Source organism: Arthrobacter sp. P1_B3, assembly GCF_056406615.1.
This window is the reverse complement of sequence record NZ_JBFTZV010000006.1, coordinates 132,643-153,052: the sequence shown is the minus strand read 5'-3', so window position 1 is coordinate 153,052 and position 20,410 is coordinate 132,643. Positions and strand designations below refer to the sequence as shown.

General features: G+C 66.8%; 18 protein-coding genes and 3 tRNA genes. 8 read left to right on the top strand and 13 right to left on the bottom strand.

Translation table 11 applies throughout. The features are described from left to right. Window positions 1–20: 20 nt before the first annotated feature. The 5 genes from clpX to AC1D2F_RS09690 form a co-directional block, all read right to left on the bottom strand. The gene (gene clpX, locus AC1D2F_RS09710) at window positions 21–1,301 is read right to left on the bottom strand and encodes an ATP-dependent Clp protease ATP-binding subunit ClpX (protein WP_229993382.1); all 1,281 of its coding nucleotides are present in this window, start codon (window positions 1,299–1,301) and stop codon (window positions 21–23) included. Between the two features lie 133 nt (window positions 1,302–1,434). Next, window positions 1,435–2,094, bottom strand: a complete 660-nt coding sequence (locus tag AC1D2F_RS09705; RefSeq protein WP_026266422.1) for an ATP-dependent Clp protease proteolytic subunit — start codon at window positions 2,092–2,094, stop codon at window positions 1,435–1,437. Window positions 2,095–2,132: 38 nt separating this feature from the next. After that, entirely contained in the window at window positions 2,133–2,771 is a 639-nt protein-coding gene (locus tag AC1D2F_RS09700) for an ATP-dependent Clp protease proteolytic subunit (protein WP_229993399.1), read from the bottom strand. 297 nt (window positions 2,772–3,068) lie between these two features. Beyond that, a complete protein-coding gene (gene tig / locus AC1D2F_RS09695) occupies window positions 3,069–4,460 on the bottom strand; it encodes a trigger factor (RefSeq protein ID WP_476966630.1) in 1,392 nt (463 codons plus the stop codon). Between the two features lie 68 nt (window positions 4,461–4,528). Next, window positions 4,529–4,603, bottom strand: a tRNA-Pro gene (locus AC1D2F_RS09690). Window positions 4,604–4,734: 131 nt separating this feature from the next. Here AC1D2F_RS09690 and AC1D2F_RS09685 point away from each other — a divergent pair. Next, a tRNA-Gly gene (locus AC1D2F_RS09685) sits at window positions 4,735–4,805 on the top strand. A gap of 128 nt (window positions 4,806–4,933) precedes the next feature. Here AC1D2F_RS09685 and AC1D2F_RS09680 read toward each other — a convergent pair. The 3 genes from AC1D2F_RS09680 to AC1D2F_RS09670 all read right to left on the bottom strand — a co-directional run bounded on the left by AC1D2F_RS09680 (window position 4,934) and on the right by AC1D2F_RS09670 (window position 7,551). After that, window positions 4,934–5,908 carry an Fpg/Nei family DNA glycosylase gene (locus tag AC1D2F_RS09680; RefSeq protein WP_476966629.1) on the bottom strand — a complete coding sequence of 325 codons (975 nt, stop codon included), beginning with the start codon at window positions 5,906–5,908 and terminating at the stop codon, window positions 4,934–4,936. Next, window positions 5,908–6,399: a ribose-5-phosphate isomerase gene (locus AC1D2F_RS09675; protein ID WP_476966628.1), complete on the bottom strand. Its 492-nt coding sequence runs from the start codon at window positions 6,397–6,399 to the stop codon at window positions 5,908–5,910. The genes AC1D2F_RS09680 and AC1D2F_RS09675 overlap by 1 nt, the downstream gene beginning before the upstream one ends. A 150-nt stretch (window positions 6,400–6,549) precedes the next feature. Beyond that, window positions 6,550–7,551, bottom strand: coding sequence for a hypothetical protein (locus AC1D2F_RS09670; RefSeq protein WP_476966627.1), 1,002 nt, complete (start codon window positions 7,549–7,551; stop codon window positions 6,550–6,552). Between the two features lie 805 nt (window positions 7,552–8,356). Between AC1D2F_RS09670 and pepN the strand changes: the two genes are divergently transcribed. Together pepN and AC1D2F_RS09660 are read left to right on the top strand one after the other, a co-directional pair. Continuing rightward, window positions 8,357–10,912: an aminopeptidase N gene (gene pepN / locus AC1D2F_RS09665; protein ID WP_476966626.1), complete on the top strand. Its 2,556-nt coding sequence runs from the start codon at window positions 8,357–8,359 to the stop codon at window positions 10,910–10,912. Window positions 10,913–10,997: 85 nt separating this feature from the next. Then, window positions 10,998–11,483, top strand: a complete 486-nt coding sequence (locus AC1D2F_RS09660) for an OsmC family protein (RefSeq protein WP_364743979.1) — start codon at window positions 10,998–11,000, stop codon at window positions 11,481–11,483. An 18-nt stretch (window positions 11,484–11,501) separates the two neighbouring features. On the opposite strand, the gene AC1D2F_RS09655 is transcribed toward AC1D2F_RS09660, so the two are convergent. Beyond that, window positions 11,502–12,515 carry an NAD-dependent epimerase/dehydratase family protein gene (locus AC1D2F_RS09655; protein ID WP_476966625.1) on the bottom strand — a complete coding sequence of 338 codons (1,014 nt, stop codon included), beginning with the start codon at window positions 12,513–12,515 and terminating at the stop codon, window positions 11,502–11,504. 136 nt (window positions 12,516–12,651) lie between these two features. Between AC1D2F_RS09655 and AC1D2F_RS09650 the strand changes: the two genes are divergently transcribed. Together AC1D2F_RS09650 and AC1D2F_RS09645 are read left to right on the top strand one after the other, a co-directional pair. Further along, window positions 12,652–13,311: a mechanosensitive ion channel family protein gene (locus AC1D2F_RS09650; RefSeq protein WP_229993389.1), complete on the top strand. Its 660-nt coding sequence runs from the start codon at window positions 12,652–12,654 to the stop codon at window positions 13,309–13,311. A 4-nt stretch (window positions 13,312–13,315) separates the two neighbouring features. After that, window positions 13,316–13,774, top strand: coding sequence for a globin (locus tag AC1D2F_RS09645; protein ID WP_476966624.1), 459 nt, complete (start codon window positions 13,316–13,318; stop codon window positions 13,772–13,774). Between the two features lie 22 nt (window positions 13,775–13,796). Here the strand turns inward: AC1D2F_RS09645 and AC1D2F_RS09640 are convergent, their stop codons facing one another. Then, entirely contained in the window at window positions 13,797–14,456 is a 660-nt protein-coding gene (locus AC1D2F_RS09640; protein WP_476966623.1) for a DUF8185 domain-containing protein, read from the bottom strand. A 96-nt stretch (window positions 14,457–14,552) separates the two neighbouring features. On the opposite strand from AC1D2F_RS09640, the gene AC1D2F_RS09635 reads away from it, so the two are divergent. Beyond that, window positions 14,553–15,533 (top strand): acyl-CoA thioesterase, encoded by a 981-nt coding sequence (locus AC1D2F_RS09635; RefSeq protein ID WP_229993391.1) that lies wholly within the window; start codon window positions 14,553–14,555, stop codon window positions 15,531–15,533. Window positions 15,534–15,630: 97 nt separating this feature from the next. Here the strand turns inward: AC1D2F_RS09635 and ettA are convergent, their stop codons facing one another. Then, window positions 15,631–17,313, bottom strand: a complete 1,683-nt coding sequence (ettA, locus tag AC1D2F_RS09630; RefSeq protein ID WP_229993392.1) for an energy-dependent translational throttle protein EttA — start codon at window positions 17,311–17,313, stop codon at window positions 15,631–15,633. A 459-nt stretch (window positions 17,314–17,772) separates the two neighbouring features. Then, window positions 17,773–18,351, bottom strand: coding sequence for a single-stranded DNA-binding protein (locus AC1D2F_RS09625; RefSeq protein ID WP_476966622.1), 579 nt, complete (start codon window positions 18,349–18,351; stop codon window positions 17,773–17,775). Window positions 18,352–18,594: 243 nt separating this feature from the next. On the opposite strand from AC1D2F_RS09625, the gene AC1D2F_RS09620 reads away from it, so the two are divergent. After that, window positions 18,595–18,667 (top strand) — tRNA-Arg (locus AC1D2F_RS09620). Window positions 18,668–18,731: 64 nt separating this feature from the next. On the opposite strand, the gene AC1D2F_RS09615 is transcribed toward AC1D2F_RS09620, so the two are convergent. Further along, window positions 18,732–19,748 carry a magnesium and cobalt transport protein CorA gene (locus AC1D2F_RS09615; RefSeq protein WP_229993394.1) on the bottom strand — a complete coding sequence of 339 codons (1,017 nt, stop codon included), beginning with the start codon at window positions 19,746–19,748 and terminating at the stop codon, window positions 18,732–18,734. Window positions 19,749–19,941: 193 nt separating this feature from the next. Between AC1D2F_RS09615 and AC1D2F_RS09610 the strand changes: the two genes are divergently transcribed. Beyond that, entirely contained in the window at window positions 19,942–20,406 is a 465-nt protein-coding gene (locus AC1D2F_RS09610; protein ID WP_476966621.1) for a LapA family protein, read from the top strand. Window positions 20,407–20,410 lie beyond the last annotated feature (4 nt).

Here is a 20,410-nt window from a genome sequence, read left to right as displayed (position 1 = left end):
CCGTGCTGGCCTGGTCCGGATCAGGCGGACTTGCGGCGCTTGACGTCGTGGGCGATCATCGTGGGCGCTGCCTTCTTGGTCACGACCTCTTCCGTGATTACGACGCTCGCGACGTCGTCACGGCTGGGGAGGTCGAACATGACCGGGAGCAGCACTTCCTCCATGATGGCGCGGAGCCCTCGGGCTCCGGTGCCGCGCTCCAGCGCCTGGTCGGCAATGGTGTTCAGGGCCTCGTCCTCGAAGATGAGCTCGACGCCGTCGAGCTGGAACATCTTCTGGTACTGCTTGACGAGGGCATTCTTCGGCGTGGACAGGATCTGGATGAGCGCGGCGCGGTCCAGGTTCGAGACGGTCGTGATGACGGGCAGCCGGCCGATGAATTCCGGGATCAGCCCGAACTTGAGCAGGTCTTCCGGCATGACCTCGCCGTAAGAATCCGTGGTGTTCTTGACCTCGTTGAGCGGGGCGCCGAAGCCGATGCCCTTGCGTCCGGAACGCGAACCGATGATGTCCTCGAGCCCCGCGAAAGCTCCGGCCACGATGAACAGCACGTTGGTGGTGTCAATCTGGATGAATTCCTGGTGCGGGTGTTTGCGTCCGCCCTGCGGCGGGACCGAGGCCACGGTACCTTCGAGAATTTTCAGGAGCGCCTGCTGCACGCCCTCACCCGAGACATCCCGGGTGATGGACGGGTTTTCGCTCTTGCGTGAGATCTTGTCGATCTCATCGATGTAGATAATGCCCTGCTCGGCCTTCTTGACGTCATAGTCGGCGGCCTGGATGAGCTTGAGGAGGATGTTCTCAACATCCTCACCGACGTAACCGGCCTCCGTCAGGGCCGTGGCGTCGGCCACGGCGAACGGGACGTTGAGGCGGCGGGCCAGGGTTTGGGCCAGGTAGGTCTTGCCGCAGCCGGTGGGGCCGATCAGCAGGATGTTGGACTTGGCGATCTCGACGTCGTCGTGGTGCACGCCGTCGGCGAGGCTGCCGCTCTTCGGCGCGTGGCCGGCCTGGATCCGCTTGTAGTGGTTGTACACCGCGACGGCAAGCGACCGCTTGGCGGGTTCCTGGCCAATCACATATTCCTGCAGGAAATCAAAGATCTCGCGGGGCTTGGGCAGCTCGAAACTGCCCAGGTCAGCTACTTCCGCGAGTTCTTCTTCGATGATCTCGTTGCAGAGTTCGATGCACTCGTCGCAGATGTAGACGCCGGGCCCGGCAATGAGCTTGCGGACCTGCTTCTGGCTCTTTCCGCAGAAAGAACACTTCAGCAGATCAGTGCTCTCGCCAATCCGAGCCATGTGTGAACCCCTTTAGTAGCTTGCTGCTGCCTGTGACATGTTCCACTCTAGGTCACTTTGGGCCTGTTGGGTGGAAAGCGGACGCCGGTGCGGCCAAGTAAAAGTGCCGCACCGGCGCGTCGCGAATTGCTGATTAGCGCGCGATTGCCTGGGGCTTGATCTTGCGGGAATCGAGGACCTGGTCAATGAGGCCGTACTGCATGGCCTCGGCGGCCGTGAGGATCTTGTCCCGCTCGATGTCGTTGTTGACCTGTTCCGGCGTTCGGCCGGAGTGCTTGGCCAGCGTGTCCTCAAGCCAGGACCGCATGCGCATGACCTCGGCGGCCTGGATCTCCAGGTCCGAGGCCTGCCCGCCCTGTCCGCCGGACAGTGAGGGCTGGTGGATCAGCACGCGGGCGTTCGGCAGCGCGAGGCGCTTGCCCGGCGTGCCGGCCGCGAGCAGCACGGCGGCGGCGCTGGCCGCCTGGCCGAGGCAGACGGTCTGGATCTCGGGCCGGATGTACGTCATGGTGTCGTAGATCGCGGTCATGGCGGTGAAGGAGCCGCCCGGGGAGTTGATGTAGAGCGTGATGTCGCGGTCCGGGTCCGTGGACTCGAGCACCAGCAGCTGGGCCATCACGTCGTCGGCCGAGGCGTCGTCGACCTGGACGCCGAGGAAGATGATGCGGTCCTCGAACAGCTTGGTGTACGGGTCCTGGCGCTTGAAGCCGTAGGGGGTGCGCTCTTCGAACTGCGGCAGCACGTAGCGGCTGCTCGGCAGGTTGCCGGCAGTCGAACCGAAGTTGTAGTTCATGTTCATTGCTCCTGAATTCATTGCTGTCTACCTGCCGGTCAGTTCTCGGTGGCTGTCGCAGCGCCGCCGGCGTTGCCGGAGCCATTGGCGTTGGTTCCGCCGCCGCCGGCAACGGATCCGGCGTGCGCCGCGATCTTGTCGAAGAAGCCGTATTCGAGGGCTTCCGGGGCCGTGAACCACTTGTCGCGGTCGTTGTCCTTGAGGATGGTGTCCACGCTCTGGCCGGTCTGGTCAGCGGTCAGCTCGGCCATGACCTTCTTCATGTGCAGGATCAGCTCGGCCTGGATCTTGATGTCCGACGCCGTGCCGCCGATGCCGCCGGAGGGCTGGTGCATGAGGATGCGGGCGTTGGGGGTGGCGTAGCGTTTGCCCTTGGTGCCGGAGGAGAGCAGGAACTGGCCCATGGACGCGGCGAGGCCGGTGGCAACCGTGACAACATCGTTCGGGATGAACTGCATGGTGTCGTAGATGGCCATGCCGGCGGTGACGGAGCCGCCGGGTGAGTTGATGTAAAGGTAGATGTCCCTTTCAGGATTCTCCGCCGAGAGCAGCAGCAGCTGGGAGCAGATCGCGTTGGCGTTATCGTCGCGGACCTCGGAGCCGAGCCAGATGATGCGCTCTTTCAGCAGGCGGTTGTAAATGTAGTTATCCTGGGCTGCCGGATCGACCGTGGCCATCCGGGGTGCCCCTGCTTGCTGTGACATATGTACTTACCTCTCGCTGGCGACGGTGACGCCATTGGACGACATCACTGAACTTTCCTACAGCGACACTAACCGTTTTCAGGCCCGCTTTGTTCGCTGGCGCCGGGCTGTTCGCTGACGGCGCACGATTGCCGGGACCGCGCAAGCCGGGTCCCGGAGGCACGGCCTTCGCGGCGCTTAACTGGCTGCGTCAACAGGACATGGCCGGCAGGCGCGGGCTTAAAACGAACGGCCCCCGGATCGGTGATCCGGGGGCCGTCAGCGGCAATGCTAGAACTTCACTGCTGCGGGGTCATCGCTCGGCGTGGCCTCGGTGGCTGCATCCTCTGCGGTTGCTTCCTCAACGGACTCGGCGGCCGGGGCAGCCTCGTCGCCGGGGCGGACGAAATCGCTCAGGTCAACCTTGTTGCCCTCGGAGTCGGTAACCTCGGCCTGGCCCAATACGACGGCCAGTGCCTTGCGGCGGCGGACCTCGGAAACCATCATGGGAACCTGGCCGCTCTGATCGATGATCTGGGCGAACTGGTTCGGGTCCATGCCGTACTGGCTGGCGGTGGTGACAATGTAGTCGATCAGCTCGTTCTGGCTGACGTTGACTTCTTCCTTTTCGGCGATTGCGTCAAGGATGATCTCGTTCTGGAAGGCGCGCTCGGTGTTGGCCTTGACCTCGGCGCGGTGCTCCTCGGTGTCGTGCTCGCCTTCACCGTGGGCGTTTTCGGCGTTGAAGTGCTGCTCAAGCTGCTCTTCAACGATCGATGCCGGGACAGGAACCTCAACGAGCTCAACGAGCTTGTCCAGGACCTTGTCGCGGGCCTCGACGCCCTGGTCCACAACCTTGGACTCGGCGGCCTGCTTGGCGAGGTCCTCACGGAGTTCGGCCAGGGTGTCGAATTCGCTGGCGAGCTGGGCGAAGTCGTCGTCGGCGACGGGGAGTTCGCGCTCCTTGACGGCCTTGACGGTGACCTTGACCTGGGCGGACTCGCCGGCGTGCTCGCCGCCAACCAGCGTGGTGTCGAAGATGGCGTCCTCGTCGGCGCTGAGGCCGGTGACGGCCTCGTCGAGGCCTTCGAGCATGGTGCCGGCGCCAACCTGGTAGGACAGGCCGGAGGCGGAGTCAACGTCTGCGCCGTCGATCGAGGCTGCGATGTCGATCGTCAGGAAGTCGCCATCGGCGGCCGGACGGTCTACGGACTTCAGCGTGCCGAAGCGGCCGCGGAGCTCGTCCAGGGCCTTGTCGACGTCGGCGTCCGAAGACTCGGCGGCAGCGACCTCAACCTTGATGCCGGCGTAGTCAGGCAGCTCGATCTCGGGGCGGATGTCAACCTCGGCGTGGAACTTGAGCTCACCGTCGGTGGCGGACGGGTCCGGAACCTCGGTGATCTCGACCTCGGGACGGCTCAGGGGGCGGATGCCGGTTTCCTGCACGGCGGCCTGGTACCAGCCGTTGAGGCCTTCGTTGATGGCCGTCTCCAGGACGTAGCCGCGGCCAACGCGCTGGTCAATGAGCTTGGAGGGGACCTTGCCCTTGCGGAAACCGGGGACCTGGATCTGCGAAGCAACAGTCTTGTATGCCTCTGCGATGCTGGGCTTCAATTCCTCAAAGGGGACCTCAACATTGAGCTTGACCCGCGTGGGGGTGAGGTTCTCGACAGCGCTCTTCACAGTCTAAGTACTCCTGGTTTGGGGGGTATGGGGTTCTGCATTGCCACGTGCTGGCAGTGCTTGCAGAGTCGGGGTGACAGGATTTGAACCTGCGACTTCCTGCTCCCAAAGCAGGCGCTCTAGCCAAGCTGAGCTACACCCCGTAAGTGCACAGAACAGTCTACGGTCATCCACTGCCGATTTGCACATTTGACACCGGGGCCCTGAATTGGGTTTAGTTGTATCCGGCTTGCACAGCCGACCGGAAGTTATGCTGGAGTTCCAGCAGGTTCCCGGGGACGTAGCTTAATGGTAAAGCCTCAGTCTTCCAAACTGATTACGCGGGTTCGATTCCCGTCGTCCCCTCGGAAATATGACGAAAAAAGCCCCTCTGCGAGAGGGGCTTTTTTCTTGCCCTCATGCATCTTTCATGCCCGATTCATGCCTCTGTCATGCATCTTTCATGCCCGATTCATGCCTCTGTCATGCGTCTTTCATGCCTGCTTCATGCCTGCGGCGTTTATGCCTGCTCCGGCCTGCTGGCACTGCGGACACCAGTACAGTTTCCGCGCACCCAACTCCGTGAGCGCCACGGGCGTGCCGCAGTCACGGCAGTCCAGCCCGTGCCGGCGGTAGACGAAGTGTGCCTCATCCGGTTCCGGCAGCACGCGACGGGACGCGCCGGCACCGGCCCCATTCCAGTAGCGCGGCGGCGTCGTGATGATCCGTCCGTCCCGGACGCCGTCGGACATCATTGCCACGGTGTCGTCCCAGAGCCGGCGGGCCGCGTCCACTGACAGTTCAGCCCCGGGCAGCCAGGGGTTGAGGCGCTGCCGGAACAGCAGTTCGGCCCGGTAGACGTTCCCGACGCCGGCAATCACCTTTTGGTCCATGAGCAGGCCCGCCAGCGGTGTGCGTTTGCCCGCCACCGTGGCGATGAAGGCGTCCCGGTCCCCTGACCGGTTGCGCAGCGGGTCCGGGCCGAGCCGCGCCAGCACGGCCGCCGCCTCCGGTTCCGTGATTGCCTCGCACGTGGTTGCGCCGCGGAGATCGGCCCAGCCGTGCCTGCTCACCAGCCGGACGCGGACGGCGCCCACCGGCGCGGGCGGCCCTGCGTATGCAGACGAGGCGGCGACGACGTCGGCCGGCTCAGCCGCGCTGTCGTCGTCGTAGACCTCCCGCTCCCCCACCTTCCGGGGCGCGCCGATGCTGGACGCGCCGCGGAAGCTGGCGTCGCCGCCAAAATTCCAGGCGCCATAGAGGCCGAGGTGGACATGCAGGTCCAGCCCGTGCTCGAACTCGAGGAAGAGGTGCTTGCCGTGCGCGGTCGCGGCTGTCATGACGTGGCCGTCCAGCAGTGCGGCGCCGGGCGCGAACCGGCCCTGCGGGCTCGAGACTGTCAGCCTCTCGCCTGCGAAAACGTCACCGAACTGGCGGGCCAGCCGGTGGACGGAATGCCCTTCCGGCACTAGTCGATGACCTCGCCGGTGCGCTCGTATGTGGCGATCTTGCCGATCCGGCGGACGTGGCGCTCGTCGTTGCTGAACGGCTCCGTCAGGAAGGCCTCGATGATTTCCGTGGCCTCTTGGACGCTGTGCTGGCGGCCGCCGACGGCGGCGACGTTGGCGTCGTTGTGTTCGCGGGCAAGCTGCGCCGTGGAGAGGTTCCACGCCAGCGCGGCACGCACGCCCTTGACCTTGTTGGCGGCAATCTGTTCGCCGTTGCCAGAGCCGCCGAGGACGATGCCCAGGGCGTGGGTTCCGGCTTCCTGGTCCGCGACGACCGCGAGGGCGGCGTTGATGCAGAACGACGGGTAGTCATCCAGGGCGTCGTAGACCTTGGGTCCGTGGTCCAGCACCTCGTAGCCCTTGGCACTGAGGTGGCTGACGAGGTGGGCGCTGAGCTCCATGCCGGCGTGGTCGGTGGCGATGTGCACGCGGGGGAAGTCAGAAATGGTCACGGCTGTTCCGTTCGGTTGCGGCGCCGGGCGGCGGCCGGGTGCGGTTGGGGTCTGGTCCAAGCGTACTAGGCCGAGCCTTCCGGAGCGGTGCTCTAGCTGGCCGGATGCCTCACGGGGCTCTCGTGTTACACGGCTGTTTACACGGACGAGTTACACCGCGGGTGTCCCGCCGTTCCGCCGGGCCCTGTCCGCCACCCGGGAAAGCGTTTGGGCCATGTTGTCCGCCGCGGTGGCGCTTCCGCCGCTCACCGCCAGCCGCCGCCCGTCCGAGCGGTCGATGACCACGGCGGGGCCGCTGCTGACCAGCATCGCCGTGGTGTTGCCGTGGATCCGGTATCCCCACCCGCCATAGTCCGCCGCCRTGACGTCCCGGGGCGTGGCGGCGTCGATGGCCGCGGCCGGAACTTCCATGACCCGGACGAAGCCTGCCGCGAAGACGTGCAGGCCGCCGCGGTCAACCCGGATCCGGGCCACCAGGAACGCCGCGGCCACCMGGGCCGCGGCGACCAGGAGGGCAGCAAGCCACGGCACGGCAATGGTGAGGAGGGCGGCGGGCAGAAGCGTCGCGATGCCGAGCATGACGAAGATCGAGCTGCGGGCGTGGACCCAGAGGCTGACCCGGTCCCTGGCCAGTTCCGGATCCTGTTCACGCTCGAGGGCCTGGCGGACGGCGAGGTCGTCATCGACAGACCAGCGTTCGTCGGCCTTGAACACGAAACCCATGACGACGCCCAGGGCGAGGGCCGCGCCGCTGCCGAGGGCCAGAACGGAGGCGTCCACATGGGATCCCCGCGCATCGGGCAATCCCAGCTGGCCCACGAGCACGGCTGCCAGGACGGTGGTGACGAAGAGGCTCATGGCCAGGCCGGCGCCCATCATGATGCGGCGCATCATCACGGGGCGGGACAGCGGAACGGCCTGCAGCAGCACGGCCCAGCCGATCACCACGATCAGCGCGGCACCTGCTCCCGTGACGGCGGTGAACGGCGCGAAGTCGGCGGCACCGGCACCAGTCCAGCGGACGGCCAGCGGTTCGGGCAAATCCGGGCGCACCAGAAGCGCGCACACCACGAATCCGGCCGCCAGCATCAGGGGGAAACCGATGGCAAAGCGCAGCGCCCTGGCATCGACTGAGTAACGGATCTTTCCCATACCCCAACGCTACCCCCGCCGCACCTTGAGGGATCTGGGGACGTGCGCGCAGGTCAGGAGGTCGACGGGAGGGAAACGTGGGATCAGGCACGTTGTACAGGACCCGCCCACGAGCAAGAAGAGATCGCGATTCAGTACGACGGCGGGCATCACGCCAGTCCGGCCCAGCGTCGCAGCGACATCTTCCGGGATGAGAACGCCAGGGATGCCGGGTGGCGCGTCGTCGTATTGACCCAATGGCATTTGACCCCGTTCGCCCCTGGGATGGAGCCGGCCGCGGTTACCCGGGTGCGCGCGGCGCTGACGGAGCGCGGCTGGACTCCCGGCCCTGGTTCAAGTCCGGGGCCGAAGCCGGGGCGACGCCAACGTGCCCGCCCTACAGAGCACTCACTTGACACGAATGGCCGCTAAGCACGGTGGCATAGCGGCCATCTGCGGCGAATCGATGGAGAGAGTGCCGGCGGAGCTCCGGGAAGCACTTGGATCGAAGTTCAAGCGCACACGGGCAAACCACACACCCCGGTTCCGAAGGTCCGTGCCCGGGTCCGAAGCCGGGGCAACCTCAACGTGCCCGCCACGCCGCGCCGCCCCACCGCACTCATCTGACACGAATGGCCGCCAAGGGCATCGGCTTAGCGGCCATTCGTGGCAAATCGTGGACTCGGTGCAGGGGCGTTGGCGCCGGACATTGTGATCGGGCTAACTTGCCATAGGCCGCTGACGTGAAAGAATAATTTCACAGTATCGCCGGCGGCTGCGGCCGGCCGGCAGTATCCATCTTCTTCTGGAGGCCCCTTTGCCCGGTATGAACCTGACCCGCGCCGAAGCCCGCGAGCGCGCCGCCCTGATCGACGTCGACTCCTACGAGGTCAGCCTTGACCTGACGCGTGGCGAGAAAGTCTTCGGGTCCACCACGGCCGTGAAGTTCAGGGCCAAGCCTGGGTCTTCGACCTTCATCGACGCCGTGACCCACGCCGTGCACAGCGTGAGCCTCAACGGCCGCGAACTGGACCCGGGCGAGGTCTCCGACGGCGTCCGGATCCAGCTCCCGGACCTGGCGGCCGAGAACCACCTGCTCGTGGTCGCCGACGCGCCCTACATGAACACCGGCGAAGGCCTGCACCGCTTCGTGGATCCGGTGGACAACGAGGTCTACCTGTACACGCAGTTCGAGGTCCCGGACTCGCGGCGCATGTTCGCCGTCTTCGAACAGCCCGACCTCAAGGCCAGCTTCACCTTCACCGTCACCGCCCCCTCGCACTGGGACCTCGTGTCCAACTCCCCCACACCGGTGCCGGTGGAGACCATCCCAGGCGCGGACGGGGGCGCCCGCTCCGTCTGGGAGTTCACCCCCACTCCGYGGCTCTCCTCCTATGTCACCGCGCTCATTGCCGGGCCGTACCAGTCGGTGCGCAGCGAAGTCACGTCGGCGGAAGGCCGGGTCACTCCGCTGGGCATCTTCGCCCGCAAGTCGCTCATGCAGTACCTCGATGCCGAGAACATCTTCGAGCTCACCCGGCAGGGTTTCGAGTTCTTCGAGGCCCAGTTCGGCTGCCCGTACCCGTTCGAGAAGTACGACCAGCTCTTCGTGCCGGAGTTCAACGCCGGCGCCATGGAAAACGCCGGGGCCGTCACCATTCTTGAAGGCTACGTCTTCCGCGGCAAGGTCACCGATGCCCAGGTGGAACGCCGCGCCATCACCGTGCTGCACGAGCTCGCGCACATGTGGTTCGGTGACCTCGTGACGATGCGCTGGTGGAACGACCTCTGGCTCAACGAGTCCTTCGCCGAATACATGTCCCACCTGGCCGCCGTGGAGAACACCGAGTTCGACCACGCCTGGACCACCTTCGCGTCCGTGGAGAAGTCCTGGGCGTACCGGCAGGACCAGCTGCCCACCACGCACCCGATCTTTGCCGAGATCAACGATCTCCAGGACGTTGAGGTGAACTTCGACGGCATCACCTACGCCAAGGGCGCCTCGGTGCTGCGCCAGCTCGTCGCCTGGGTGGGCCCGGAGGAATTCATGTCCGGGGTGCGCGAGTACTTCAGCAAGCACGCCTGGCAGAACACCGAGCTCAGCGACCTCATGGCCGAACTCGAGAAGGCCAGCGGCCGTGACCTCGAAAGGTGGGGCCAGCTCTGGCTGGAAACCGCCGGCGTCAACACCCTGACACCGGAGATCTCGGCGGACGCGGACGGCACCATCGGCTCCTTCGCCATCGTGCAGTCGGCGATCGAGAGCGAACCGACGCTGCGGCCGCACCGCCTCGCCGTCGGCTTCTACAACCTCAACGGCGCCGGCAGGCTGGAGCGGGTGCACCGCGAGGAGCTCGACGTCGACGGCGAGCGCACCGAAGTTCCGGCCCTGGCCGGCCTGGCCCAGCCGGACCTGATCCTGCTCAACGACGACGACCTCGCCTATGCCAAGGTCCGCCTGGATCCGAAGTCCCTCGCCACCGCAACGGCGCACCTGAAGGACTTCAGCCAGAGCCTCCCGCGCACCCTCGTGTGGGGCTCGGCCTGGGACGCGGCGCGCGACGGCGAATCCCCGGCCCGCGGGTACGTGGACCTGATCCTGGCCAACATTGCCGAGGAATCCGATTCCTCCGTGATCATGGTCCAGCTCCGGCAGCTTGCCACCACGCTGACCTTCTACGTGGCCGAGGAGCACCAGGCGGCCACTGCCGTAGCCGCGGCCGACAAGCTCTGGGAGCTCGCCTCGGCGGTGCCTGCCGGCTCGGACGCGCAGCTGCAGTTCGTGAAGTCCTACGCCCTGCTGGCCCGCAGCGCCGGGCAGCTGGACACGGTGTCCGGGCTGCTGGACGGCTCGTTCACCCTCGACGGGCTGAGCGTGGACCAGGACCTGCGGTGGGAGCTGCTGGCGTCCCTCGTGGCAGGCGGCCGCGCCGGGCAGGAGCGGATCGACGAGGAACTGGCGCACGACAACACCTCCAACGGCCAGAACGCGGCGGCCCTGGCCAAGGCCGCCATCCCCACTCCGGAGGCCAAGGCCGAAGCCTGGGAATCGATTGTGGTCAAGGGCGATCTGTCCAACGCCCTGCAGGGCTCCGCGGTGACCGGTTTTACCCGGGCCCTGGACACGTCCCTGCTGGAGCCGTACGCCGAGAAGTACTTCGAGGCCGTCCCGGGCATCGTGGCCAACCGCACCCACGCGCTGGCCTCGCAGATCGTCGTCGGGCTCTACCCGGCCCAGCTGACCACGCAGGCCACCGTGGACCGCACGGATGAGTTCTTGGCCTCGCTGCCGGAGGACAGCTCGGCGCTGCGCCGGATGATGCTGGAGAACCGCGACGGCGTGGCCCGCTCCCTGCGGGCCCGCCAGGCTGACGTCGGCTAGGACGCCAACAGCCTGCCCCGACGATCCTGGAACCCCGGTGCCGCCCCCGCGCGGCGCCGGGGTTCCGTCGTTCTAGACTGGCCGCATGAGCCTTGACGAACACCGCTACGCGCTGACTGTCCGCTGGACTGGGAACCTCGGGTCCGGGACGTCCACATACCGCGGTTACTCACGCGACCACGACGTCGAGATCCCCGGGGTGCCGGTGTTGCGCGGCTCCGCCGATCCGACCTTTCACGGGGACCGGCAGCGCTACAACCCCGAACAGCTGCTCCTGGCCGCGCTCTCGCAGTGCCACATGCTCTCCTTCCTGCACGTGGCCGTGAAGCACGGCGTGGTGGTGACAGCTTATGAGGACCGGGCCGAGGGCCTGATGCGGACCAACCGGGACGGCAGCGGGCAGTTCGAATCCGTCACGCTGAAGCCCACGGTGACGGTGGCTGGACCGGCGGCCCCGGATGTTCTGGAGGAGCTTCACGTCGAGGCCAACAAACTCTGCTTCATTGCCCGCAGCGTCAACTTCCCGGTGTTGCACGAGCCCACGGCTGTGGTGGAGGGCCAGACAGACTGAACAGGTCAGCCGGCACCGTCAGCCGGGCCCGGCTGAGACCTCTGCCTTGTACTCGGACACGATCCGGCGTTCCGTCTCCGGGCTCATCCCGGCCTTGCGTTCGCGGCCGAGTCCGCGGCGGCGTTCATCCGCCAAGGTGTCCCGCAGCGTGTCCATCCAGGGCCGGATGGACAGCCCGGCTGCCCGGGCAGCGTCATTGCTGCGGGTCTCGAAGCCATCATGGCCGGGCGGCAGCCACAGCGGCAGCGAGTCCGGACCGGCCCAGTAGTTCGCGCCGTGGGACGCCAGCCAGTCCTCGGGAGCCACAACGGCCTCGGAGTCGGCGTCGGCGAGCTGACGCGACTCCTCAAGGTAGGCGGCAAAGGGGACCGGTTCGCCGACGGCGTTCAGTGCCCCGGTGATCCCGTTTTCGGCGGCGGTGAGGATCCAGGCCGCGAGGTCGCGGACGTCGATGATCTGGGTCGCGTCGGTGGGGATGTCCGGGACCAGGACGGGATAGTTGTCCCGGGCGAAACGGGCCGGCCAGTACCCGTAACGGTCGGAGCCGTCCCCGGGTCCGCCGATCAGGCCGGCACGGCAGAGGTGCGCCTTGTCCCCTGCCAGTTGGCGGGTCCATTGCTCGATCGCGGACTTGGCCTCGCCGTAGTTATCCATGCTCAGTTCCGTCCCCGGCGCCAGCGGCGGAAGCACCTGGGCATCTTCGGCGGCGCCGGCCACCGAATGGTCCGCATAGACAGAGCAGCTGGAGATGAAGGTCCAGTGCCGGGCCGAGCCGGCCAGCGCCTCGAGCGCCTCCCGCGCCTGGCCAGGATCCCGCGAAACGTCGACGACGGCGTCCCACCCGCCGCTGCCGGCGGCCCCCACGTAGGCGGCCTCCCCCTGGGAGCGGTCCGCGCGCAGCCAGGTAGCGCCGTCGGGCGGCGCAGCGACGGTACCGCGGGCCAGGCAGGTGACGTCGTGGCCCGCGGCCAGGGCCTGCCGGGCTATTTCTGCTGACAGGAAGACCGTTCCGCCGAGTACCAGGATGCGCATGGAGCCACGCTACGGCGCTAATGTTGAAGTAGACCAGAGTGTTATGCGCCCGGCGAACGCCGGCCGCCTATCCGGACGCCCAGCCCCGCTGCCGGCCGGCAGCAGGGACGCAGCAACAAGGAGTTTTCCCCCGCCGATGATCAGCCTTACCACCATCGAACCAATCACCGCCCAAGACATYGCGGCCGTCAACCTGCCGGGTGCCCTGATCAGCCTGGGGATCGGCGTCGCCGTGTGGCTGGTGGCATCCTTCGTGATCTCCGTCATCACCAAGCGCGTCGCCTCGGGCAGCACGCTCTTCAAGAAGCCGCACTTCCGCTGGGTGGCTCCGGCCTTCCGCGCCCTGGACCATGAGCGCCGGGTCCAGCGGGCACAGACAATCGGCGCACTGCTCAGCAGCGTGGTCGGCGTCCTGGTGGCCGTCCTCACCATCGTGTATGTGCTCAAGAACCTGAACGTGGACATTGCCCCGATCCTGACCAGCGTCGGCATCCTCGGTGTGGCCATCGGCTTCGGCGCCCAGCAGCTGATCCGCGACTTCCTCGCCGGCATCTTCATCACGATCGAGGACCAGTACGGCATTGGCGACATCATCGAGACCTCCGAGGTGGTGGGCACCGTCGAGGCCATGAACCTGCGGATCACCCGGGTCCGCTCCGACGACGGCACCATCTGGTACCTGCGCAACGGCGAAATCCTGCGCGTGGGCAACCGCTCCCAGGGCACTTACATTCCGCCGGAGACACCGCCGGCGGACGAGGCCGACAGCGCACCCCAGCAGAAGGCCGGAGAATAGAGAAATGACGATTCCCAGCGCCGGCGAACCCAGCCAGCCCAGGCAGCTGCTGCAAAACGATCCATTCAGCCAGCCCGGCTACACAGACAACTTCTATGACGCCGTGGGCGGCCACGAGACTTTTGTGAAGCTCATCGACGTCTTCTACGACGGCGTCGCGACCGATCCGCTGTTGCGCGCCATGTACCCGGAAGAGGACCTCGGCCCGGCCAAGCGGCGCTTCCTGATGTTCCTGGAACAGTACTGGGGCGGGCCCACCACGTACGGCGAGGAGCGCGGGCACCCGCGGCTGCGGATGCGCCACATGCCGTTCCGGGTGACGCCGGAGGCCAAGGAACGCTGGCTGTTCCACATGCGCGCCGCGGTGGATGCCCTGGAGCTGCCTCAGTTGTACGAGGGAACGCTCTGGGACTACATGGAGCGGGCAGCCCTTTCCATGGTGAACAGCCCGTCGGAGGCCTGAGCGGAGGGTGCCGGGAAGCTTCCTAGAGCCCGGTGCCGGTCCGGACCAGCACGTGGCCGCGGGTGCCGCTGAGCCGGAACCAGCGCCCGGCCCGGTAGAGCCGTTGTTCGCCGTCGGCCAGGAAGCCCAGGGTGAGGGCGGCGAACGCGGCGCCGGCCGGCAGCCCGGCGGCGTCGGGCAGTTCCCGGCCCCAGACCGTTGCCCGGGCGTTATTGACGATCAGCGCGCCCGGCTTGTCCGGGATGATCGCGGCGATCTCCCTGATGCCGGCCTCGGCGGCGGCCCGCAGGACGGTGTCCTGAACCGTGCCGAGCAGTTCCCAGCCGGCCCGCGGCGCCCCGATCCCCGCCCACGACTCGCTGACGGTCACCGGCGGGACAGGAAGTTCGACGTCGTGCTCCCCCGCCCGTGCCAAACGGTCCAGCACGGCGGACAGCGGCACGGTGACGTCAGTGTCCGCCGGCTGCGCCAGCGCCATGGTCCGCAGGCCCAGGATGGTGGGGGTGGATTCGCCCAGGAGCCGGGGCCGCAGGACGCAGACGTAGGCGGCCAGGACTGGGCCCGCGGCCTGGAGCCGGATGGCGCCGTCGTCAATGGACTTGGCGCGCGTGGCGAAGGTGCGCAGGTCGTCGAGGTCGCGGGGATCGGAGAACTGCAGGGGCTGGGTTAGGACATCAGACACACTACCGACTCTACCGGCTGCGCCTCTCGGGAGCCGCGCCGCCTTTTGAGCAGTGTCCCTTTTGAGCAGTGTGACTGTGCCGTCTAGAGTCAGACCATGACTGAAGCCGAAGCCGGACTGCTGGGGCTCCCGACCCAGGATCCCACCTCCTCGCTCATCCAACTCCTCAACCTCGGCGAGCTTGAGGGCGCGCGGACGGACGAGGACATCTTCATGGGCCCCTCCCAGCAGCAGCCCAGGCACCGCGTCTTCGGCGGCCAGGTGCTGGCGCAGTCCCTGATAGCCGGCAGCCGCACCGTCGATCCGGACCGCAGTGTGCACTCCATGCACGGCTATTTCCTCCGGCCAGGAGACGCCAACAAGCCGATCACGTTCGGCGTGCAGCGCCTGCGCGACGGCCGGTCGTTCTCGGCCCGCCGGGTCCACGCCTACCAGGAGGGCATGCCCATCCTGTCGATGATCGCGTCCTTCCAGGCCGAGGACGAGGGGATCGAGCACCAGTCCGAGATGCCCGCCGGGATCCCGGACCCCGAGTCGCTGCCCAGCACTGCCGACCTGCTGGGCAAGTTCGATCACCCCGTGGCCCGGCACTGGGCGTACGAGCGGCCGTTTGATATCCGCCACGTCGATCCGGCGCTGTATGTCTCGGCCAAGGGGCCCAAGGACGCACGCAACGCCGTCTGGATGAAGACCTTCGGTCCGATGCCCGACGACGCCGGCGTGCACCGGGCCGCCCTGGCCTACGCGAGCGACTACACGCTGCTGGAGTCCATCCTCCGCAAGCACGGGATGAGCTGGATTACGCCCGGGATGTCCGTGGCAAGCCTGGACCACGCCATGTGGTGGCACCGGCCGGTCAGGGTCGACGAATGGCTCCTGTACGTCCAGGAATCGCCCAGCGCCCAGGGCGCACGGGGCCTCGCCACCGGCAAGATCTTCAGCCGGGACGGCCGGCACGTGGCGACGGTGGCCCAGGAAGGCATGGTCCGCGTCCCGAACGATTTGAAGAACAAGGTCAAGGGCGCCGTCCAGTCCAAGGTGCTGCAGCACCAGATGCGCAAGGCCGAGCGCAGCTAGCCCGCCCGGCCGCCCGCTGGCACTTAGACACCACGGCACACAAAAGCCGGCTCCCCGCGGGGAGCCGGCTTTTTCGTGGCGCTGAAGCCGTGTGGGCTTAGTCGCGGGTGAGGCGGCGGTGCGTTACGCGGTGCGGCTTGGCCGCGTCCGGGCCCAGTCGCTCGACCTTGTTCTCCTCGTAGGACTCGAAGTTGCCCTCGAACCAGTACCACTTGGAGGGGTTCTCCTCGTCGCCTTCGTAGGCCAGGATGTGGGTGGCCACCCGGTCCAGGAACCAGCGGTCGTGCGAGACCACGACGGCGCAGCCCGGGAATTCGAGCAGGGCGTTTTCGAGGCTGCTGAGGGTTTCGACGTCGAGGTCGTTAGTCGGTTCGTCGAGCAGCAGCAGGTTGCCACCCTGCTTGAGGGTCAGCGCAAGGTTGAGGCGGTTACGCTCACCACCGGAGAGCACCCCGGCCTTCTTCTGCTGGTCCGGACCCTTGAAGCCGAAGGCGGCCACGTAGGCGCGGGAGGGCATTTCGACGTGGCCGACCTGGATGTAGTCGAGGCCGTCGGACACGACTTCCCACAGGGTCTTGTTGGGGTCGATGCCGCCGCGGCTCTGGTCGGCGTAGGAGATCTTGACGGAATCGCCGATCTTCAGTTCGCCGCCGTCGAGCGGTTCCAGGCCCACGATCGTCTTGAAGAGCGTGGACTTGCCGACGCCGTTGGGGCCGATGACGCCAACGATGCCGTTGCGGGGCAGGGTGAAGGACAGTCCGTCGATCAGGGTGCGATCGTCGAAGCCCTTCTGGAGATCCTTGGCCTCCAGAACGAGTCCGCCCAGGCGCGGTCCCGGCGGGATCTGGATCTCTTCGAAGTCGAGCTTGCGGGTGCGGTCCGCCTCCGCAGCCATTTCCTCGTAGCGGGCCAGACGGGCCTTGGACTTGGTCTGGCGTCCCTTGGCGTTAGACCGGACCCATTCGAGTTCTTCGGTCAGGCGCTTGGCCTGCTTGGCGTCCTTCTTGCCCTGGACTTCCAGGCGGGCGCGCTTCTTCTCCAGGTACGTTGAGTAGTTGCCCTCGTACGGGTAGAGGTGGCCGCGGTCCACTTCGGCGATCCACTCGGCCACGTGGTCAAGGAAGTAACGGTCGTGGGTGACGGCCAGGACGGCGCCGGAGTAGCTGGAGAGGTGCTGTTCGAGCCACAGCACGCTCTCGGCGTCGAGGTGGTTGGTGGGCTCGTCGAGAAGCAGCAGGTCCGGCTTCTGCAGCAGGAGCTTGCACAGCGCGACGCGGCGGCGCTCACCRCCGGAGAGCAGGGTGACATCGGCATCGGCGGGCGGGCAGCGCAGTGCGTCCATGGCCTGTTCCAGCTGGGAATCGATATCCCAGGCGTCAGCCGCGTCGATCGCTTCCTGCAGCTGTCCCATTTCCTCGAGGAGGGCATCGTAGTCAGCGTCGGGGCTGGCCATTTCCTCGGAGATCTCGTTGAAGCGCAGGATCTTGCCGTAGATTTCACCGACGCCTTCCTGGACGTTGCCCAGAACGGTCTTGTCTTCGTTCAGCGGCGGCTCCTGCAGCAGGATGCCCACCGTGTAGCCGGGGCTGAGCCGGGCCTCGCCGTTGGAGGGAGTGTCCAGGCCTGCCATGATCTTGAGAATGGTGGACTTACCGGCACCATTCGGGCCGACAACGCCAATCTTGGCCCCCGGGAAGAAGGACATGCTTACGTCATCGAGGATGAGTTTTTCGCCGACAGCCTTACGGGCCTTGGTCATTGTGTAGATAAATTCCGCCATGCCTACAAATCTAGTGGTTCGGCCGGGATAACTCACATTCCGTGAGCCGCGCTGCGCCCCCTGGCAGGCCCTGTTGCAGGAGCCATTGCCGTTGTCCTTGCAGTTGGCGTTGCCTCAGTGGCGCCGATTGCACCCGCAACCGTGCCCGGCCGCAGACGGTTCGGTTCAGTCCCGGACGCCGACAAGGCAGCCGCCCGGGGCCAGAGGCCTGGGCCCCGCTGCCCCCGGCCGGCATCGAACAGGCGGACGCTGCGAGCAGGAGCGCCACGGTTGTGGCCGCCGGAACGGCCCGGCCGCGGCGACGGGCGGCGCCGCCCCCGGCGGTAGTACCGGCCGCCGGTACCGCACCTGCAGAGGCCGCGGCGCGTCCCGCAGCGCTCCTTGCATGTTGCATCGGCAATTCTGCCACGCGGTGGTGCTCCAATCCGGTGCCCGGCATTGCCCGCCGGTGCCCGGGATTCAGGCGGCGGCCCCTTTCAGTTCGCCGGTCTCCTGGTCCACCTCCTCTTCCTCGCCGCTTGCGTCGTTGATGAAGGTCGTGTGGTCATCGGCACCGCCGTCGCCGTCCCCGCCGGTATCCCCGCCCGTATCCCCGGACTGGGTCTGGGGTCCGGCGTCGTCGCCGTCTCCGCCGCCAGGCGCACCAGCGGCACCAGGTCCTGCGGCCGGCTGGCTTCCTGCTGCGGCCGAGCGGGTGAAGTTGGCAGAGCCCCACATGAGGTCGTGGCCGACTGACTCCGCGTCAATCTCGGCGACGTGGTAGACCCTGCCGTCCTTTTCCCAGCTGCGCATCTTCAGCCTGCCAACGATGATGACCCGCTGGCCTTTCTTGATGCTGCAGCCGATGTTGCCGGCCAGTTGCCGGTAGCCCTGGACAGTGAACCAGTTGGTGTTGCCGTCCACCCAGGTGCTGGAGCCGCGGTCGTAGCGGCGCTCGGTGGCGCCGAGCCTGAAGGACGCCGTGGGCACGCCGCCGGGGGTGGTCGAACTTCTGATCTCCGAGGCGACGAAGCCCCGGACCGTAATGTTGTCGCTCATTCTCATGTCCTGTCTCGAATTGTCGTGCCCTGCCGGGCAGTTCCAGCATCCCGCCGCGAACAGCCGTCGGGGGAGGGCCCGGCTGTGCCATGTGGAAAACCGGCTGCCGGCAGCAGCGTGGGCAGTGTTGAGGAGTGGTCCGGGCCGCAGGACCGTCCACCGGCCATCGTTGACCCCCACCGGCGCTCCGGCACTGTAAACTTTTTGAGGCATCCCCCGGCAGCGGCCGGCGGGTGCCACCGTGCCCCAGTAGCTCAGGGGATAGAGCAGCGGCCTTCTAATCCGCCGGTCGGGGGTTCGATTCCCTCCTGGGGCACAAGAGAGCGGCTCTGACCTGCGACAACGCAAGGTCAGAGCCGCTTCCTATTTCAGCCGGATCCTCAAATCCATTTGTTGTGTTTGAACGTCAGGAACAGCGCACCGCCCATGCCGATCATGAGCGCGAGTGCCATCGGATAGCCGAAGATCCAGTCGAGCTCGGGCATGTCGCGGAAGTTCATGCCGTAGATCGACGCGATCAACGTCGGGGCGAACAGGATGGCAGCCCACGACGATATCCGCTTGACCTGCTCATTTTGGGCGAAGCTCGATTCGGTCAGGAGCCGCATTTCGTCGTTCTGCCGCTGGGCGACGAGGGCTGCGTTGACGGCCAGCGCGTTTTGCAGCAGTGCCCGGAAGGCAGACACCCGCTCCCCCAGCCTGATGGCGTGGTCCAGGACGTCGCGGAAATGGTCCTGCAGTTCGGGGTCCGGCACCCCGTCCGGTCCGCTGCCCATAAGGGTCTGCAGGATTCCGGCCAGCGGGGCTGTCGCACGCTGGAACGTGATGACTTGGCGGGAGAGTTCATAGATCCTGCGCGATACGCCGGGATCGGCGGCGAACAGGTCATCTTCGATTTCATCGATGTCGTTTTCCAGCCCCGCGGCCACCGGCTCGTACTCGTCCACCACCTGGTCCAGAATCGCGTACAGCACCGCGTCCGGACCGAGCGCCAGGAACTCCGGCTCGGATTCCATGCGCCGGCGCACCCGGGCCAGATCGGGAGACTCTGCCCGGCGGACAGTCACCACAAAGTCCGGGCCGGCGAACACATGGATCTCGCCGAACTCGACCTTCTCCACTTCGTCCAGGTACCGGGCGGGCCGCAGCACCAGGAACAATGTCTCGCCGTAGTGTTCCAGCTTGGCCCGCTGGTGGCCGGCGAGCGCGTCCTCCACGGCCAGGTGGCTCAGGTCGAATTCCTCGGCCACCGAGCGCAGCTCCTCAGGTTCCGGCCGGTAGAGCCCGATCCAAGCCATGCCCTGGCGCTGCCGCAGGAGAAAATACGTTTCCTCGAGGCCTTCCGGGTCGGCGGTCCGGTGACCGTCCACATAGACGGCGATGTCGATAATGGTCACGGCCGCGCCTCCTCGTCAAGGCAATCCCTTGGCTGTGACGTTATACCGTGCCCGGGCCGGTGCCAACAGCCCGAACCGCGCGCCCAACCGCCCGGACACCCCGCCGGCCATCAGCACGCTTAGTATTGAGTGGACCGGCAGGGCGCCAGGGAAAGTCTGTGCGCCCTGCCCGCAATCGAAAGGCACGGCCGCCATGACCGAGACACCCCGCAGATTCGACCCCAACAATCCCGACGATGCCCTGACCACCCAGTACCCGGGGACCGCCGACGCCACATCCGGGTCCGGGACCGGGACCTCCGCGGTTGAAACCTCCCGTGCAGAGGCACCCGTGGCGCCGGCGCCGGCCCCTGCCCCTGCCCCTGCCCCWGCCCCGGAAACGCGCCAGGTCACCCGCGCGGGAATGGTCTGGGCCGCGGTTGCCAGTGCGCTGGTGGTGCTGATCGTGCTCATCGCCTTCATCCTGCAGAACCAGGAATATGTGCAGGTGAAGTTCTTTGGCCTCGAGGGGTCGGTTCCGCTCGGCGTTGCCTTGTTCATCGCGGCCGTCGGCGGCGGCGTGCTGGTCGCGATCGCCGGAGCGGCCCGCATCATTCAACTGCGGCTCGCCGCGCATCGTGTCCGCCGACAGGCCGGCCCGGGCACGCGCACGCGCTAAAGCC

Coding starts and splice junctions, on each gene's coding strand:
- clpX (WP_229993382.1), bottom strand. CDS start 1,301: ATGGCTCGGATTGGCGAGAGCACTGATCTGCTGAAGTGTTCTTTCTGC.
- AC1D2F_RS09705 (WP_026266422.1), bottom strand. CDS start 2,094: ATGAACTACAACTTCGGTTCGACTGCCGGCAACCTGCCGAGCAGCCGC.
- AC1D2F_RS09700 (WP_229993399.1), bottom strand. CDS start 2,771: ATGGCCACGGTCGATCCGGCAGCCCAGGATAACTACATTTACAACCGC.
- AC1D2F_RS09660 (WP_364743979.1), top strand. CDS start 10,998: ATGAGCCTTGACGAACACCGCTACGCGCTGACTGTCCGCTGGACTGGG.
- AC1D2F_RS09655 (WP_476966625.1), bottom strand. CDS start 12,515: ATGCGCATCCTGGTACTCGGCGGAACGGTCTTCCTGTCAGCAGAAATA.
- AC1D2F_RS09645 (WP_476966624.1), top strand. CDS start 13,316: ATGACGATTCCCAGCGCCGGCGAACCCAGCCAGCCCAGGCAGCTGCTG.
- AC1D2F_RS09635 (WP_229993391.1), top strand. CDS start 14,553: ATGACTGAAGCCGAAGCCGGACTGCTGGGGCTCCCGACCCAGGATCCC.
- AC1D2F_RS09625 (WP_476966622.1), bottom strand. CDS start 18,351: ATGAGCGACAACATTACGGTCCGGGGCTTCGTCGCCTCGGAGATCAGA.